The sequence below is a fragment of the Vibrio sp. QJM3NY_21 genome (genome assembly GCF_057785975.1).
Map to the genome: position 1 here is coordinate 3,385,140 of NZ_CM173513.1, position 17,803 is coordinate 3,402,942.

Consider the following 17,803-nt stretch of genomic DNA (forward strand, 5'->3'; position numbering starts at 1 on the left):
CTCGTGGTGAATCTAAAAATATTAAATTAAACGCAACATTGAGGGCGTGAAGTCATGGCTTCTAAGCACTCAATATCTTGCTGGTATTCAGTTTTCAAACAGTTCGATGCGATAAGGTCGTCAATTAACTTTAGCATCCAACCTGGTAAATCTTGTGACAGGCGGTAAAACACCCACTGCCCCTGGCGAACATCAGTCAAAATGCCGTTTGAACGCAACTGCGCAAGATGGCGTGAAACCTTTGGCTGACTTTCTTGCAATGCCTGAGTCAACTCACCAACAGATAAGCACTCATTGCGAACGATCAACATTAAGCAACGCACTCGCGTTTCATCGGACAGTAATTTAAAAAATTGGTGAGGAAGCATAAATACATACTCATATATGGATATGCATATATATTAGATGTAAAAAAACGCACGTCAAGGCGTGCGTTATAATTGTCATAAAAGTTTAACGAAGATAAATCAGAGCTGATTGGTTACGTTATGACTCCAGCGTCGAGCTTCGGTGAGCTCAGTTTTAACCTGTTCCACACTCAATCCTAAATGAGCACAGTGCTCATCCATTTGCTGCCAATCGGCATGTTCAAAGCTCTCTTCAAGGGCCAGCAAGGTTCCATATGGCCCTTCTCTACGTAGCAAAGCCACCTTGATACTTTTACACAAAGGCAGTTGCTCAACTAAATTCTCTAACGACAAGTCGAGCAGCGCATCAAGCAACGAGAACAATCCAATCATAAAGGCTTGCTCGGCATGCCCTTCAAATGCCTGATAACGAGACATACGTTGGCAGAACTGAGCTCGCTGAAGCGATAAGCCATATAGCTCTTTTGGCTTTTTATCAGAGACATAAGACGCCACTGCCAACGAGACAAACATTTTCAATTTCTCTTGCCCCAGATAAACCAAAGCCTGGCGGAACGAAGAGATGGTGACCTCAAGGCGAGGTGACATGGTATTCACAAAACGCAGTAACTTATACGATAAGGCGACATCTTTCGCGACGATGCTTTCGACACGTTGGAAGTTGACTTCCGGCTTACACACTTCTTGGAACAGCTCCATCGCAATTACTTGCTCAGGGCTAATGTACTTGGTCTTGATGATTTCAGGTTTGCTGAAGAAGTACCCTTGGAAGAACTTAAAACCCGCCTCTTTCGCTTGCTTAAACTCTTGCTCAGTTTCGACTCGTTCAGCCAGAAAGCTAAACTTCTTCCCTTGATGAGCTCTTACCAAATCACACGCTTCATTCAAGCCCATTTGCATGATATCGAGCTTAACAATATGCGTGTATTTAAGGAATCGTTCCCATTCTGGCGTAGAGGTAAAGTCATCTAGGGCAATCATGTACCCCGCTTGATAGAGCTCTTTGACCGCCTCTAACAGCTCATCCGTCGGTTGGCAGGTTTCAAGAATCTCGACCACAACCTTGTCTTTCGGCAAGCCTAAAGGAAGCCGACGAATCAAGCTTTGATGAGGGAAATTAATAAAACAGCGCGAAGATGGAATCGAAGGGTTATGCCCAACCGATAAGAAGTTCTCAACAATCAGACGGTACGTTGCTCGATTAGACTCAATATGCGCTGGGTAGGCATTCCTTTCTCCGTCGCGAAACAACAGCTCATAACCAAGCGTGTTCTTGTTACGGTTTAAGATAGGTTGTCGAGCAACGTAGGTAGCGGTCATTTATCTATAACTCTATTGATTTATCTATAACTGTATTGCTTTACTAAGCTTTAGCGGCAGCAAGCAAGGCACCGCAACCCATGAACATACCACCAAATATTTTATTTATCTTACTCATTATACGATCAGAACGAATAAAACGTCCCATTTGTGAAGCTAATGAGGTGTAGCCCAACATAACAACACTATCAATGAATACTGTTGTAACTCCTAACACTAATAACTGCGGTGCTTGCGGTTGTGTAGGATCGATAAACTGAGGAAACAGAGCCACCAAAAACACGATAGATTTTGGGTTAGTTAGATTGATAAGCACGGCATTTCTAAGCAGCTTACCACTCGATAGCGTTGAGCTTTCTTCTGAAGCCACCAAGCTAGAATTATCACGCCATTTTTGAATACCCAACCAAACAAGGTAAACCACGCCTACCCATTTGATGATGGTGAACGCTAACGCAGATTGAGCCACCAGAGCACCAATACCTGCACCCACCAGCATGATGTGGAATGCAAGACCGAGCTGTAAGCCGGCGATCGACGCAAGTGACTTCTTGGTGCCATAACTTAGCCCATTGCTGATTGAGTTAACGGTACCTGAGCCCGGAGCCAAACTAAACAATATCGCCGTGACGACATAAGCAAGCCAAACATGAGTATCCATTTGCATTTCCTTACTAGTTCTTTAATCTAACAACATTAGTAGCGATAAAGCTCTCACATGCATCAGTTCAGGTAATTTCCCATGGAAAACCACAGTGCCGCCCCATTTTCGTACACGCAAGAACCTGAGTTCGAGCAAGCGATTAAACACCCGATCCCTGCCCTTTGGCAACAACGTAAAGATGGGTATGTCACATCATCAGGTAAAAAGAAGCTGTACTGGTGTAGCCTAACCTCACCAATGCACACCAAAGCCATTGTTATTTCAAATGGCCGCATTGAGTGTTGCTTGAAATACCAAGAACTCTTTTATGATTTTTATCAGCAAGGCTATGACGTTTATTCATTTGACCACCAAGGTCAAGGCCAGTCGGAACGTATGGTAACAGACTCTGACATTGGTCACATTCATGAGTTTGATGATTACGCCTCAGACATGTCTGACGTCATTGCCAGTTTTGACCTAAGCCGATACTCCAATCGCTACCTACTGGCACATTCAATGGGCAGCACCATAGCTACTCGCTATCTACAAACTCACCCCGATCACCCATTTGACAAAGTTACTCTGTGCGCTCCGATGTTTGGGATTAAGACTGAATGGTACTTCAAGCCCATCGCGATGGTTGTTGGGCAAGTACTCACCGCTTTCTATGCTAAGCCGACTTATGCCCCGGGGCAGCAAGCGTACTACTCTAAGCCCTTCGAAAATAACTTACTCAGCCACAGCAAGGTACGCTATCACTGGTTCCGTTGCTTGTATGACGGATCCCCTTCTTTGCAGGTTGGCGGACCAAGCACTCGCTGGGTATGGCAAGGGTTAATGGCAGCGAAGCAGGCGATACAACAAACTCGTCAAATCAAGATCCCACTGTTATTGATTCAAGCTGGAGAAGAGAAGATTGTCAGCAACAGCGCTCAAGTGAAGTTCATCAATAAACTGAAGAAAACCAACTCAGCCTGCCAGTTTAAGGCCATTGAAGGGTCTAAGCATGAGGTGCTGTTTGAGAAAGACGAATATCGCAATCAAACACTGAATGCTATCAATCAGTTTTTTGCCTAGAGCTAATAAACTAATAAGCGAATAAGCGAATAAGCGAATAAGCGAATAAGCTGAGTAACCGACCAAGAACATAAGTGCTAAAGAGGAAGAGAAGTAAGTGAGCTTTGCCCTCTTTTCTTGCATGAAATTGGCATACAATTTCTACCTAGAGATATTGTAGTTAAAACGATTCTAGCGTTGGCTAGCGTCGATATTGGTTAAGCATTTTTGCAATGAGGGTTAAATGAGTATTCCTGCACTAAAAGATTCCGTGAAAATTGTTGCTTCTGATTTAGATGGTACGCTTTTGGCTCCCAACCATCAGCTCAGCGACTTTACCAAGCTAACACTTAAGAAATTACACGACCAAGGTTATACCTTTATCTTCGCTACGGGTCGTCACCACGTCGATGTGGCGGGTATTCGTCAGATCGCAGGTATTCCGGCGTACATGATCACTTCAAACGGTGCACGCGTGCATGACCAGAACGATCAACTGATGTATAGCCAGAACGTGCCTCAGGAACTCGTTCAACCTGTTATCGATATTGTTCGCCAAGATCCAAATCTCTTTATTCACATGTACCAGAATGAAGATTGGCTATTGGACCGTGAAGACGAAATGCTGGCAAAATTCCACAGTGAGTCTGGCTTTAGCTACAAGCGCTTTGAAGCAGAAAATGCACCAAGCGAAGGTATTGCGAAAGTCTTTTTCACTCACCCAGAACAGGACCACGAATATCTCGTCACGTTTGAACAAAAGCTAAGAGATACTTTTGGCGACAAGCTGAACATCGCCTTTTCAACGCCTTGGTGTTTAGAAGTGATGGCCGCTGAAGTTTCTAAAGGCCATGCCTTAGACGCTGTCGCGAAGTCACTGAACCTGACACTGGATAACTGTATTGCCTTTGGTGACGGAATGAACGATGCCGAGATGCTGGCTATGGCAGGCAAAGGCTTAGTGATGGGTACATCGCATGAGAAAGTATTTAAAGCTTTGCCAGACAATGAAGTGATTGGCAGCAGCGCAGACGACGCCGTTGCGCACTACCTAGAAAAGCACCTGCTCTAACCTCATCTCGTCGAAGAGATCTGAATAAATAAAAAGGCAGCCAATGGCTGCCTTTTTTGAACCTTACGTAAAAAGCTCTCTCTAACGCTAACGAGAACCTAGCACTTCTTTGCTTAAGATCGCCTGCCACTCTTGCTCTGTAACCGGCATGATGGATAAGCGATTGCCCCGTTTAACCAACGGCATCTCTGCTAGCTCAGGCATCGCTTTAAGCGTTGCCAAAGGAATTAAGCGCTCAGTCACTCGCACAAACTCGACATCCACCATTATCCAACGTGGGTTGTCTGGCGAAGACTTGGCATCGTAGTAATCACTTTCTGGATCGAATTGAAAATGGTCTGGGTAGGCTTCTCTGGTTACTTTAGCGATCCCCGCGACGCCCACTTTTTTACATGATGAATGGTATATCATCACCAGGTCTCCAAGCTTAACGTCATCGCGCATCATGTTTCGAGCCTGATAGTTGCGTACACCCTCCCAACAAGAGGTTTTTTGTACTCTCAGAGTCTGAATAGAGAAGGTGTCAGGTTCTGTTTTAAATAACCAATATGCCATAATAAATCCAATTAACGGTTGCTCCGAGGAAGATATAACATGAAGGTAATGAAAAACCCAGTGACATGGCTAGTCGCATTCGCTCTACAAGGCTGTGTCACAGCACCAGATTCCCCCCAAAAGCCAGAACTACCACCAGCAACCTTGGATGAGCCACTAAGCATTCAACCGCAAACCTTCATCATGCGTGGCCAGGTGGTGGTTGGCCATGAAAGCCGAACCTTCACCCCTTGCGGTAGCCAACAACAATACTGGTTAGATTTAACGCCAGAACTCGCATTAGAAGCGCAAGGGCTCTCAACGAGACCTTACCAAGCCTTATACGGCGAGCTGATTGGTCATCTAACCGTACCGAGCCAAACAGGGTATAACGCAGATTTCACGGCACGTTTCGTGGTTGATCAAGTGAATATCCTCACCGCAGAAAACCCTGATCGTTGTGACCAACCCCTGCGTTCAACACGTGTATTCGGCAATGAACCTTTCTGGTCAGCAAGCTTCGATAAGGACCAGCTCAAATACACTAAGATGGGCGAGCAGCCACAGATCCTCGATATTGAATCAAGCCGCACCACACCAAGCAGTCGTGATTACCAATTAGAAGGTAAAGCAGCGCAAGGCAAACTCAACCTTACAAAAGAGAGTTGCAGCGACGGCATGAGCGATTCTATCTATGGATGGCATGCCAAGCTTAACCTCAATGACAGTAACTATAATGGCTGTGCAACGGTCTCTAACCAAGATCCAACATTGGACTGGAGCGGACTCTACTTCGCTAGCTCAACGCAGAACACTGGATTCTCTATCAACCTTGAGCTCAACGATGACCACAGCACCATTACGACATACTCGTACAGCAATGGCGACCCTTCTATTGTTGAACAAGGCTTCTGGCAGCAACTGAACCAAAATCAGGTACAAGTGGTTATGACTCGCCACCAGCAACAGTATTTAATCTCCGAGCGCATCTTCACGCTCGATAACGGCAAGCTGGTCGCTGAAAAAGAGAAAGTGGGCAACGTTGTCTACCCGATTGCCAATGGCGGTCTGGTGCTATTCGAAGCTAAGAATGCACAAGCGCAAGTAAACACCACCGCTAACGTTGATCTAACCGCAAAGCAGGTGAACTCCAGTGATCAACTTGATCAAAAAGTCGACCAAGCGATCCGTGAGTATTTTAAGATCAACAACAGCTCACCTGACGATACCAAGTACCGCTGGTTAACCTACGACTTAAATGGCGATGGTAAGGAAGAACTGTTTGCCCAGCTCGATTGGTGTGGCTCTGGTGGCTGTACACTGCTTATTTTTGAAAATCATCAAGATAACTGGCGCTTCAATAGTCGAGTGACATTGGTTAAGGGCGACATACGCTTAGGTAAATCACAAAACCACGGTTGGCAAGATCTGATCTTCAATGTCAGCGGCGGCGGTGCAACACCTGCGAAACACACATTGTCATACTCTGGTGTGAGCTACCCACTCAACCCAAGTGTTGCTCCAATTGCGGATGATGCTGATATCAGCGATGTGGTTTTGTTTGCTGATGGTGTATCACCTACACAAAGTGGAGTTAAGCTGTAAAGATGAGTAACCAACAAGCTTGCCATGGTTGTGGCTTCACTCACCAGTGCGTTTGTCATCTAATACCGACGGTTGAAAGCCAAACCGATCTTGTACTACTGACTCATGAGAATGAGCTGTCGCGAGACACCAACACCGGAAAGTTGCTTCAGCAATCCCTTGAGCAGTGTCAGTCCATTCTGTGGCAAAGGAAAGCACCACCAGCCAAGCTAATGGCGCTGCTTGAAGATGAAACACGACAACCGTTTCTTTTATTCCCGAGTGATCAAAGCATCGAGTGTCAGCAAGCAATGACGACCCAAGCCATGAGTCGAAAACCGCTATTCATTATCTTGGATGGCACATGGCAAGAAGCGAAGAAGATGCTTAACAAGAGCTCGTGGTTACAAGCTGTCCCACAAGTTCACCTCAACATTACCAGCGAATCCTCTTACACCTTGCGCCGCAATCAAGACAGTGGCCATCTGTGTACTTGCGAAGTGGGTATTGAGTTACTCAAATCTTTAGGTGAAAGTGAACCTGCCAAGCTCATTGATGACTACTACCAACAGTATCTAAAAGTATTCCACGCCGACAAATGTGGCCACGCTCTCAAATAGATCAAGCAGGAGCGTAAGAAGGCAATAAGCACATTTCAGGGCGGGACAGATACTAAAAACAAAAAGGGTGAGCCGTAAGCTCACCCTTTTCACATCGTACTTTAATCTATTGAACCATTTAGTGTTTCACGTGAAACGCACACGCTGGCTGTTCGCTGAAAAGAGATTTTACTCTCCCTATCAGAATAAGCGTTGAGGCTGACCAAAGTAGTAACCCTGCAAATAATCGACCCCCATATCCTCTGCGATTCGACACACCTGTTCGTTATGAACAAATTCAGCCACCGTCTTAGCATTCAGAATCTGACATAAGCTCACCAGCTGTTGCGCTATCTTGCGTTGCTTTTTATCCTTATCGATATTGCGAATTAAACTGCCATCAAGCTTTATCACTTGTGGTTCCAGTTTCAATATCTCATCAATGTTCGAATAGCCTGAACCAAAGTCATCGACAATAATATTCACACCAAGATCTCGGAAGTGATTACACACCTCGATCAAGCGACCATAATCCTGAATTTGCTCGGTTTCCAACACTTCTAAACCAATACGCTGTGGGTGACTGATTTTTTTGATGGCTTGCTCAAGGTGTAAAATGGTTTTCTCATTGCTGAAATCTTGTGGCGCTAAGTTAATTGAGAACGAGTCCGTTCTTTGGCTCATAAAATCAAAAGTGCGCGTTATCATTTGGCGACTCAGGCGCGTATAGAGGTGGGTTCCTTCAATGATTGGTAAGAACTTACCCGGAGCGATCAGCTGACCATCTTCTTCGATTCGAACCAAGCACTCGTAGCTTTCTACTTGATGACTATGCGCCGATACAATGGGTTGCGAGCAAGCAACAATATTTTGGTTGAGCACCGCGCGGCTGACACACGATAGCCAACCGAGTTGTTCTTGGCGATGCTTCTCTAATTGAATTAACGCCTTGGCACTCACCAGATGTTTATTCTGACTCACCGCGCTGCGTCGAGCTTCAATCGCTTTCAGTAATAAATCATCAATGGAGGTCGTAGGGAAATCGCGACGACTCGCGACACCTGCGCAGACCGAAACCGAAAGATAATCGATATCGGGTAGCCCCATCGGCTCAAAATTAACATGCTCGGTTTGATCTGAAAATTCAGAGAAACGCTGATGAATGTGTTCTTGGCTGGCCCAACTATCAAACACCACCGCCCACTCACCAATACCAATACTGTAGAGCTGGCAACCCTCATCAAAAAACTGCCACAGTGCTTTCTGAAAGTACTCACTCAGATCATGCAGAAGTTTGTCACCTACTCGATAACCATACTTCTCATTGATTTGACCAAATGTGGTGACCTTCAAAGCCAACAAATGACTGTCAGAGCTCATTTGTGACAGCTTCTCACGCAGTACACTTCTATTGGGTAACCCAGTGCGACGATCAATTCGGTAGCTCGCCGTCAATGCGGTCGCTTGCTGCTGAATCTTACTCGCCATGCTATTGTTCATGTCATCAACATCAAGCAGTGCATTTCGAATCAATGAAAACAGAGGCGATATGTTGGTCGTGGGTTGTGTCTCTAATGGCTGTACAGCCTTGCCTTCACCTTCTCTAAGCGCGAGATAAGTGAGGCTATGATGCAGGATTCGTTGTTGGCCACGATCTTGATAGAGTTCTCCCATGCAGTACACACCATAGGTGTCTGCGAGCTTCTGGAAGACTTCTACTTCTTGGTTACCATCAATAAAATCGATACGAGAGGTGCAGTTGTAGATAAAAAACTGCTCCGGTCTATGAGAGGCAATCTGTTGAACACCGAGTCGGATCTGCTCCAAGGTCAGTGAAGGGTGGTCGTAACAAAACCTGACCTCATCACCAATCTGAAAATGACCACTAAATTCTATCTCTCCACATTCTCTCACCTTGAGTGGCAAGTGAATGTTTTGCTCTTTCGGGTCGCCGACCATCAAGGGGAAATTATGCAGTTGCTCGAAAGGTACTTCGAGGCCATCAGCAAGGTAGCGATTATAAAGATCGCGAACAGGCATACCATCCAATTCAGCCAACCGGTTATCTTGAGCACCAGTGACACGAAAAGTGCGGCCAATAGGGTTCCACTCGGTGTAATAACCCTTGGTGGTTACGAGCTCGACACTGTGCAACGCCAACATCACATAAGCATTCTCATAGCAAATGCCTTCTAGCATTACCCATCGCCCATTATCTGTGATGGTCGATGCACCGCCACAAATAGGCAATGAATATCTCGATTGTTCAAACGCTGAAAATAAGTCGCGGTTGTTTATCTGCAAGCGATCGGCGAAACAGATGATATTTTGAGTATTGGTATTACACTCAAGCTGCTGCCACATCGATTGACTATCTAATAGTGGTTGCTTGCTGTATTCGACAACGCCACAAGTGTAAGAGGTCGCATCGAAGCGAGTGACAATAAGATAGAGACCTTGATGCAGGATGACGCCTTGGCTGATGTAGTGGTTTGCACTACAGCCAATCAGCCTAGCATTAGGGAAAGTCGCTTGAATCACTTGGCAGGCAGCCAAAACCGAACCTTTCTCGAAAGAAGAAAACACCTGAATCAGTAGGTCTTCATGTTGATGAAAATCTATCTTTTGCAATTCACGCTGGGTTTGCTTTATATCTTGTATCAGGAGAGAGGTCGATTGCATATTCACATTAATCGTTACGTTAATGATTGGTTATTGTGCTTATTATAGATAAGGCTTGCACGGAATACTTACGATCGTCTTATAAATAATGTGACGTTAGTTAGACATCATTGATTCCATCCAAAACAGTCACCAATAGCGGCAGAACACTTTTTAAAGCAAGTCACAATAGGATAAGGAAAGCTTTAACAACTAAAACAGTCGCTTAGGCTCACCAAAGTAGTAACCCTGCAGATAATCGACACCCATTTGCTCTGCTATCTCACAAACCTGTTGGTTATGGACAAATTCAGCGACGGTTTGCGCATTAAACACCTGGCATAAGCGAACCAACTGAGAGGCGATATTTCTTTGTTTTTGGTCTTTGTCGATGTTGCGAATCAGACTACCGTCGAGCTTGATAATCTGCGGCTCAAGCTTAATGATCTCATCAATATTGGAATAGCCAGACCCAAAGTCATCAACAATGATTCTCGCCCCAAGAGCACGGAAGTGATCACACACCTCAATCATACGACCGTAATCTTTAATCTGCTCAGACTCAAGAACCTCTAGGCCAAGTCGAGTGGGATCGTTCATAGCACTGATGGCGGTCTCGAGTACCTCAAGCGTCTTGTCGCTCAACAAATCTTGTGGGGATAGATTGATAGAAAATGAGCTTTGCTTATCCGCCATATAACCAATGGTGTTCTTAATCATGTGTCGGCTGAGGCGAGTGTAAAGGTGCGTGTCGGCAATGATAGGCAAGAACTTACCTGGTGGCACAATGGTACCGTCTGACTCCATGATTCTGACCAGGCACTCTTGGCCAATCATTTCGTGAGTACCGGACGCCACAATTGGCTGGGAATAAGTGATGATGTTCTGATCTAAAATCGCACGACTTACACAGCTCAGCCAGCCAAGTTGCTCTTTACGATCTTCTTCACTCACCTGAATGTCTTTAGCATTGGTGATGTGAGTGTTATTCCTGACCCCATAACGTCGAGCTTCGATCGCTTTCAATAAGATCTCATCACCGCTATCAGTTAGGAAATCGCAACGACTAGCGAAGCCGCCACACAGAGAAACTGACAGATAATCAATATCAGCCAAGCCATACGGCTCAAAATTGATGTGCTCAATATCATCAGCAAACTCAACGAAACGTTGTTCTATCTTATCGCAGCCAACATTGGCGTTAAAAATGATCGCCCATTCACCGATACCAATGCTGAACAGCTCTACTTTCACCTGAGATTCTTTAGCCACACTAAGGTGTAATCGCTCGACAAAATGATTAGACAGATCAAGTAACAGCTGGTCACCCACTTGGTAACCATACTTCTCGTTAACTTGATGGAAATTAGTCAGCTTTAACGTCAGTAAGTGCTCACTGAAGAGAATCGTATTGAGGCGCTCTTTTAACACGATACGGTTGGGCAGCCCGGTGCGGGAATCAATACGGTAGCTTTCGGTTAAACGACGCGCCTGTTGATGAAGTTTTTTCTCCATCTGCGTGTTCATACTGTCGAGATCAGCTACCGCATTTCTGACGAGATTAAGCAGTGGCGATACCGTTGAGTCACGCTGGAAATCATCACAACGAAACTCATTAATCTCGTCCGACTCTCTCATCGCAATATAGGTGAGGCTGTGATGCAGTATCTCTTGGCGATCGTCGTTGCGGTATAGCTCACCCATGCAGTATGCGCCGCACGCGTTTACTATCCCCTCAAATGGCTTGAGCTCAAGTTTACTGTCGATGAATTCAAGTCGAGAGACGCAGTTATAGATGATCACCGATTCCGGCTGATGCATGGCAAGCATCTCAGCGCCGTGACGCACTTTTTCTGCGGTCAAAGAAGGATGGTTATAACAAAACTGTGCCTCTTCGCCCACATGCCAAGGACTATCAAACTCGATACTGCCATCATCATTAATACGCAGCGGTGTCGATATGCCCTTCTTTCTGCCAAGCTCCCGATAAAGCGGAAAACTCATCAGCTGACTGAAAGGAAGGTCTTTGCCATCTGCAAGGTAATGTTTGAATACGTCGATAGCCGGCTTGTCATTCAACGCATATAAACGGTTACCCACTGCGTGAGTGACTCGCAGCTTCATCCCGATCGGGTTCCACTCAGAATAGGCATCTGACCAAACCTTCAATCTGGGGTTAGTCAGAGCCACCGCCACACAAGCGTGTTGGTAGGTCTGTTCGTTATGCATAACCCAACGCCCGTATTCATTCTCATGACACAAGCCACCAGCAACAGGCAATGTGTAGGGTAGGTTTTCAAAGGCGCTATAGATAGGATAATCACGACCTTCAACCTGATCGCATAGGCTGATGACTGTTTTAGCATCTTTCGAGAGTTCTAGTTGAGAAGCGAGCTCTTGGCTGTCTTGGTTTGGGTTGCCTGTAAAAGGCTGAACCGCGGAGGTTAAACGGGTTTCATTAAACTCACTGATAATGATTAAGGTACAACGACTCTCAAGACAATTGTCACAGATAACATGACGAGCACTCTGGCCAATTAAGGTGGCATTGCTTAGGCGATTGAGAGCAACACTCGCGATTCGACGAGCCATATCAGAAGATTGGGTAGAGAAAAGTTGAATAAGATATTGTTTGCTGTCACACCACTCTCGCTGATCAAATTGAGATTTAAATAGCTCCTCAGTATTTGCGAGAAATGTAAATGTTTGCATGCCAACCCTTGATCGAAATAGAGTGAAGTGAAGAACCCGCAACCACTGCTATGACTGAAATGAATCGATAAAAAGTAGTCGCCAATTATCCTAGCCTAAACAGGCATTTAATTGCGACTAATGTAACAATTCAATATCATAAATGCGACACAATAAGCTTACAGAGGTCTTTAAATTAGTCGCATGAGATCGCTAAGTTGCTCTATTTCAACATCAGGCAGCACACTCGCCTTCGAAGAGAGGTATAAATTGGAACCAATGTCATTAAACCAGCATGCTTGGAAGCCATTTTGCTTAGCTCCGTAAACATCCGTTCTAAGGTGATCGCCGACATGAAGAATGTTGATGGCATCAACATCTAAGTATTGTTGCGCTTTATCAAACATATCTGGGTAAGGTTTTGCTCTACCGTTTGGGCCAGCTTTAAGGATTCGTTGAAAATACTGCCCTAAACCAATTTTATGTGGATCGACATTGCCATTGGTAATCGCAACCAAAGGAATGCGTTGGCTAAGTTCTGCCATCACTCGATGCGTTTCTTGAGGAACATCGACTTGATTGCGCAACCACAAAGCATGTTCTATCCCCTCACGAGCCGCCTGTTCAGCTTGCTGCTGAGAGTAGCCCAACTGCAGTAAGCCACTCTTAATCTGTGTTTCACGCCAAACGGTAACATCATGCTTTAAAGCTGGGTTTTCAGAGGCGACTTGCTGCTTAATGCCCTGCCACACTTCAAGCGATAAAGAAGCCGACACTGGGTGCTTTTGGTAAAGCCACTGCGCCATCTCTTTTTCTACCTTCATGATCACAGGCCAGTTGTCATACAGGGTGTCATCCAAGTCAAAGGTCATGGCTTTGATGGGCTTCAACCCTCGATAAATTCGCATAGTAAAACCTTTAATCTAATCTTTATTCTTCTTACGCGCTCTTGGGTGAGCTTGATCGTAAGCTTGTGCTAAGTGTTGAAAGTCCAAGTGAGTATAAATTTGGGTTGTCGAGATGTTTTCATGCCCCAACAACTCTTGGACAGCACGAAGATTCTGGCTCGATTCAAGCACGTGAGTTGCAAAGGAGTGACGCAGTTTATGCGGGCTAATATGACTCGCGACGGATTGCTTCTTACCCCACTCTTCCATGCGCTTCTGAACACTGCGATGAGAGATCCGGGTCCCTAACTTGGACACAAACAGGGCCTTTTCTCCCGGGGAAGCAAGATCACCGCGCACTTTGAGCCATTTATCGACCCACTCTTTAGCCAGTCCTGAAAACGGCGCTTTGCGTTCTTTGTCGCCCTTACCAATCACTCGGATTTCGCCTTGCCGGCCCAGCACATCTTTAAGATTGATGCCAACCAGTTCAGCGAGGCGTAAACCTGCACCATACATCACCTCCATCATCGCTCGATCACGAATCGATAATGGATCGTCTTCATTCACGTCTAGCAACTGTCCGACTTCATCGACATCGAGATTTTTAGGTAAAGGACGCTGTTTGCGAGGTGCAGAAACCCCTTTGGCTGGATTTGCAGTCATTTCGCCACGTAACACAAGGAAATCAAAGAAGCTGCGTAGTGACGATAAGCGCGTCGCGATACTGCTCGCTTTCATTCCTTCTCGCATGCCTTTACTGGCAAGTTGTCTTACCCACGCCGCGTCTACTTGGCCCCAATCTTTCAGTCCAAGTGTGACCAAATGAGAAGCCATAGTTTCAAGTTGTTGTTTGTAATTACGTTGGGTGTGCAGGCTGAGTCCCTTCTCGCTTCTGAGATATTCATAGAAGCGAGAAAGTGGCTTTTGAAGGCTGTTAGGAAGAGGTATTTTGGGCTCTAGGCTCATTATTTATCTGCCAAGGTAAGGTGTCCGCCAAATGAGACACAACAAGTGCTAAATGGCGTAAAAATAGCGTATCCATATGAGGTTGGAAATGTCCGCCATCTTCACTAGAAAAGGCAAGCAAACCCAATGGAGACTGCTTAGCAAGTGGTAGTACTACATAAGAGCCTAGCTCTGGAACTTGGAAATCACCAAACAAATCGTGTCTGTCGGCTTTTCTCAAGCGTCCTAGATAAGCATCTTTACCATTGAAATGGTTGATCGAAAACTTCGAATAGCGCTCTTCACTCAGCTTATAAAAGCCAGGTTGCGAGAGAATTCGTACATGGGCCTTCAACCCTAAATCTAACGCTTTTTGTTCAACAGCCTTGATAACCTGCATAAAGTCACTGCATTTCAGCACGTGAGCTTGCAGATCCATAAATTCATAGAAGGTTTTATCGTTATTCGCTGCCAACGACATCAAGCCAGTGATTTCTTCCTCTAGCTCTTCGATTCGGTGGCGTTGGCGTTTAAGCTGAACCTCCACCAGAGAAACAGCACCCTGCTCAACATTATTGATAGCAAGGCGATCAACCAAACCTTTCCTGTCTTGGAAAAAATCAGGGTTATCACGTAAATATTCCGCGACCACTTCTGCGGTGAGTGCGTCGGCTTGAACGTAAGACAAAACCTATCCTTTATTTTTATGAATCTATTGGTTATGAATGTTTATTAGCAAGAAAGTTGACCATCAAACACATGGGTTGCCGGGCCAGTCATAAACAGAGGTTTACCCGGACCTTGCCAACTAATCTGCAAATCACCACCAGGTAGACGAACTTTCACGTTCTCAGCCAGCAAACCTTGATTGATACCAACCGCAACCGCGCCACATGCACCGCTGCCACACGCCTGAGTTTCACCCGCACCGCGTTCATAAACACGCAAGCGAACCTCTTCACGGTTAATCACTTGCATAAAGCCAGCATTAACACGCTCAGGGAAGCGTTCATGTGATTCGAGAAGCGGACCTAAGGTCTCCACATCTGCAGTATCGACATCATCAACAACGGTAACCACGTGCGGGTTACCCATACTTACGGCACCACAGAACAAGGTATGTACATCCGTTCTTAAGATATACGTCTTCTCAGGCTGCTTTGCCTTGAATGGGATTTTGCCAGGTTCAAACTCAGGAATGCCCATGTTGACAGTGATCTGGTCATTGTCTTCAATCTTGAGAACCATTTTTCCTTTCTTGGTGCTCACGTTGATGCTGTACTTATTCGTTAAGCCTTTCATGCGAACGAATCGTGCAAAACAACGAGCGCCATTGCCACACTGCTCCACTTCACTGCCATCCGCATTGAATATGCGGTAATGGAAGTCAGTTTCTGGATCATAGGGAGCCTCAACCACAAGTAGCTGATCAAAACCCACACCAGTGTGACGATCCGCCAAACGACGGATCAAATCTGGAGAAAAGAAAATATTTTGAGTAATGCAGTCCACGACCATGAAATCATTGCCCAAACCATGCATTTTAGAAAAGTGGAAGTGCATAACGCTTAAAATTACTCCGGAAGAATGTTTTCAAGTTCCCACAGACTCGTAAGCTCTTCACGCTGACGAACCAAGTGAGTTTTATCGCCATCAACCATCACTTCAGCCGCACGCGAACGAGTGTTGTAGTTAGATGACATAGCGAAGCCATAAGCACCAGCAGAACGAACGGCCAGTAGATCGCCTTCTTCAAGAACAAGGTCACGATCCTTACCTAGGAAGTCACCCGTCTCACAGATAGGGCCAACCAAGTCGTAAGTCACCGCTTCACCCTGACGCGGGCTCACTGGCACAATATCCTGCCAAGCTTGGTAAAGTGCCGGGCGCATCAGATCGTTCATTGCCGCATCGATGATGGCAAAGTTTTTATGCTCTGTTGGCTTCAGGAACTCAACTTTCGTTAATAATACACCAGCGTTCGCAGCAATCGCTCTTCCAGGCTCGAAAATCAACTCTAGATCAGAATGATTGTCTAAACGAGCCAACAAAGCCTTCGCGTAATCTGAAGGTTGTGGTGGTAATTCATCTCGGTAAACCACGCCCAAACCGCCACCGACATCAAGGTGTTTGATGTTGATGTCATTCGCACGTAGTTGGTCGATCAGTGCAAGCAGGCGGTCAGTGGCATCGATGAAAGGTTCGATATCCGTTAACTGAGAACCGATGTGGCAATCAATACCATGGATAGACAAGTTATCGAGTGTTTTTGCAAACGCATAAACTGCAGGAGCACGGTCGAAGGCAATGCCGAATTTGTTATCACGCAGACCCGTAGAAATGTAAGGGTGAGTGTTCGCATCAACATCTGGGTTAATACGCAGTGAAATCGGCGCTTTAACACCAAGCTCACCAGCCACTTTATTCAGTCGCTCCAATTCTGGCTCAGACTCTACGTTAAAACATTTTATGTTCAACTCAAGCGCACGCTTCATTTCAGCGGCTGTTTTGCCGACACCAGAGAAAACAACTTTTGCTGGATCGCCACCGGCAGCAACTACACGCTCTAGCTCACCGCCAGAAACGATGTCGAAGCCAGAGCCCAAGCGAGCCAAAGTATTCAACACGCCAAGGTTCGAGTTAGCTTTAACGGCATAACACACCAAGTGTGGGTGCTCGCCAACCGACGAATCAAACGCATTCCAGTGGCGCTCTAATGTTGCACGAGAATATACATACAGCGGTGTACCATATTGCTCTGCTAGTTGTGAAAGTGCGACGTCCTCAGCCCAAAGCTGGCCATCTTCCTGATAGTTGAAGTAATCCAAAGTTCTTATCCCTTATAAATAACGATTTCTGCGTGTTTTCACTTATTGTGATTGTTCAGTCTGCTGAACTTCATCAGGATCGTACAAAGGACCCGTTTGACCACAACCAGAAAGTCCAATAACGGACACCATAAACAGAGCGGTAATTAATTTTTTCATTTTGCATATCGTGATTATTAACTCAATGCCCCCTATAATCGCACCACACTCAGGAAAAGCAATAGGATAGAAAGGATGAACGAGACTGAATTTCATCAACTGGTCGATATACAGATGCAAAACATCGAAGAAGCTATCGATGAATCAGAGGCAGATATTGATTACGAAGTGACTGGTAACGTAATGACGCTGGAGTTTGAGAACCGCAGCCAAATCATTATCAACCGCCAAGAACCAATGAAAGAAATCTGGTTAGCGTCTAAATCTGGTGGTTTTCATTTCAAGCTAATCGACGACAAGTGGACATGTTCTAAGACGGGCATGGAATTGTTTGAGATGGTTAAAGAAGAATGCGCGAAGCACGCAGATGAAGCGATCAATTGGGTCTAATTATTGGTAAAAAACAAAAAGGAGTGAATCAATCACTCCTTTCTTAATATCAATTATCGA

General features: G+C 45.5%; 17 protein-coding genes. 5 read left to right on the plus strand and 12 right to left on the minus strand.

Features of this window, described 5'->3' with window-relative positions:
• Positions 1–26 precede the first annotated feature (26 nt).
• The 3 genes from AC3CID_RS15180 to rhtB all read right to left on the minus strand — a co-directional run bounded on the left by AC3CID_RS15180 (position 27) and on the right by rhtB (position 2,349).
• The gene (locus tag AC3CID_RS15180; protein ID WP_171309423.1) at positions 27–368 is read right to left on the minus strand and encodes a metalloregulator ArsR/SmtB family transcription factor; all 342 of its coding nucleotides are present in this window, start codon (positions 366–368) and stop codon (positions 27–29) included.
• Between the two features lie 99 nt (positions 369–467).
• A complete protein-coding gene (locus tag AC3CID_RS15185) occupies positions 468–1,688 on the minus strand; it encodes an EAL and HDOD domain-containing protein (RefSeq protein ID WP_054548349.1) in 1,221 nt (406 codons plus the stop codon).
• Between the two features lie 43 nt (positions 1,689–1,731).
• Positions 1,732–2,349, minus strand: coding sequence for a homoserine/homoserine lactone efflux protein (gene rhtB / locus AC3CID_RS15190; RefSeq protein WP_004736604.1), 618 nt, complete (start codon positions 2,347–2,349; stop codon positions 1,732–1,734).
• Between the two features lie 81 nt (positions 2,350–2,430).
• Between rhtB and AC3CID_RS15195 the strand changes: the two genes are divergently transcribed.
• Positions 2,431–3,411 carry an alpha/beta fold hydrolase gene (locus AC3CID_RS15195; protein ID WP_114634111.1) on the plus strand — a complete coding sequence of 327 codons (981 nt, stop codon included), beginning with the start codon at positions 2,431–2,433 and terminating at the stop codon, positions 3,409–3,411.
• A 223-nt stretch (positions 3,412–3,634) separates the two neighbouring features.
• Entirely contained in the window at positions 3,635–4,462 is an 828-nt protein-coding gene (locus AC3CID_RS15200; protein WP_114634112.1) for a Cof-type HAD-IIB family hydrolase, read from the plus strand.
• Between the two features lie 87 nt (positions 4,463–4,549).
• On the opposite strand, the gene AC3CID_RS15205 is transcribed toward AC3CID_RS15200, so the two are convergent.
• Positions 4,550–5,017 carry an EVE domain-containing protein gene (locus AC3CID_RS15205; RefSeq protein ID WP_017096078.1) on the minus strand — a complete coding sequence of 156 codons (468 nt, stop codon included), beginning with the start codon at positions 5,015–5,017 and terminating at the stop codon, positions 4,550–4,552.
• A gap of 39 nt (positions 5,018–5,056) precedes the next feature.
• Here AC3CID_RS15205 and AC3CID_RS15210 point away from each other — a divergent pair, with 39 nt between their 5' ends.
• A complete protein-coding gene (locus AC3CID_RS15210; protein WP_488526724.1) occupies positions 5,057–6,601 on the plus strand; it encodes a COG3650 family protein in 1,545 nt (514 codons plus the stop codon).
• Positions 6,602–6,603: 2 nt separating this feature from the next.
• Positions 6,604–7,200: a tRNA-uridine aminocarboxypropyltransferase gene (locus AC3CID_RS15215; protein ID WP_488526725.1), complete on the plus strand. Its 597-nt coding sequence runs from the start codon at positions 6,604–6,606 to the stop codon at positions 7,198–7,200.
• Between the two features lie 180 nt (positions 7,201–7,380).
• Here AC3CID_RS15215 and AC3CID_RS15220 read toward each other — a convergent pair whose 3' ends face one another.
• From AC3CID_RS15220 to lptM, 8 genes are all read right to left on the minus strand, one after another.
• Positions 7,381–9,861: a bifunctional diguanylate cyclase/phosphodiesterase gene (locus tag AC3CID_RS15220; protein WP_479301358.1), complete on the minus strand. Its 2,481-nt coding sequence runs from the start codon at positions 9,859–9,861 to the stop codon at positions 7,381–7,383.
• Positions 9,862–10,053: 192 nt separating this feature from the next.
• A complete protein-coding gene (locus AC3CID_RS15225; RefSeq protein ID WP_488526726.1) occupies positions 10,054–12,552 on the minus strand; it encodes a bifunctional diguanylate cyclase/phosphodiesterase in 2,499 nt (832 codons plus the stop codon).
• Between the two features lie 170 nt (positions 12,553–12,722).
• Positions 12,723–13,439 (minus strand): 5-amino-6-(5-phospho-D-ribitylamino)uracil phosphatase YigB, encoded by a 717-nt coding sequence (gene yigB, locus AC3CID_RS15230; RefSeq protein WP_488526727.1) that lies wholly within the window; start codon positions 13,437–13,439, stop codon positions 12,723–12,725.
• Between the two features lie 15 nt (positions 13,440–13,454).
• The gene (gene xerC, locus AC3CID_RS15235) at positions 13,455–14,387 is read right to left on the minus strand and encodes a tyrosine recombinase XerC (RefSeq protein ID WP_114634116.1); all 933 of its coding nucleotides are present in this window, start codon (positions 14,385–14,387) and stop codon (positions 13,455–13,457) included.
• Positions 14,356–15,054, minus strand: coding sequence for a DUF484 family protein (locus tag AC3CID_RS15240; protein ID WP_488526728.1), 699 nt, complete (start codon positions 15,052–15,054; stop codon positions 14,356–14,358). The genes xerC and AC3CID_RS15240 overlap by 32 nt, the downstream gene beginning before the upstream one ends.
• A gap of 44 nt (positions 15,055–15,098) precedes the next feature.
• The gene (dapF, locus tag AC3CID_RS15245; RefSeq protein WP_004736615.1) at positions 15,099–15,929 is read right to left on the minus strand and encodes a diaminopimelate epimerase; all 831 of its coding nucleotides are present in this window, start codon (positions 15,927–15,929) and stop codon (positions 15,099–15,101) included.
• 11 nt (positions 15,930–15,940) lie between these two features.
• Complete coding sequence (gene lysA, locus AC3CID_RS15250; protein ID WP_009848209.1) at positions 15,941–17,194, minus strand: diaminopimelate decarboxylase; 1,254 nt, start codon at positions 17,192–17,194, stop codon at positions 15,941–15,943.
• 42 nt (positions 17,195–17,236) lie between these two features.
• Complete coding sequence (gene lptM, locus AC3CID_RS15255; RefSeq protein WP_407829960.1) at positions 17,237–17,353, minus strand: LPS translocon maturation chaperone LptM; 117 nt, start codon at positions 17,351–17,353, stop codon at positions 17,237–17,239.
• A 75-nt stretch (positions 17,354–17,428) separates the two neighbouring features.
• Here lptM and cyaY point away from each other — a divergent pair, with 75 nt between their 5' ends.
• Positions 17,429–17,743, plus strand: a complete 315-nt coding sequence (gene cyaY, locus AC3CID_RS15260; RefSeq protein ID WP_171309431.1) for an iron donor protein CyaY — start codon at positions 17,429–17,431, stop codon at positions 17,741–17,743.
• Positions 17,744–17,803: the final 60 nt, after the last annotated feature.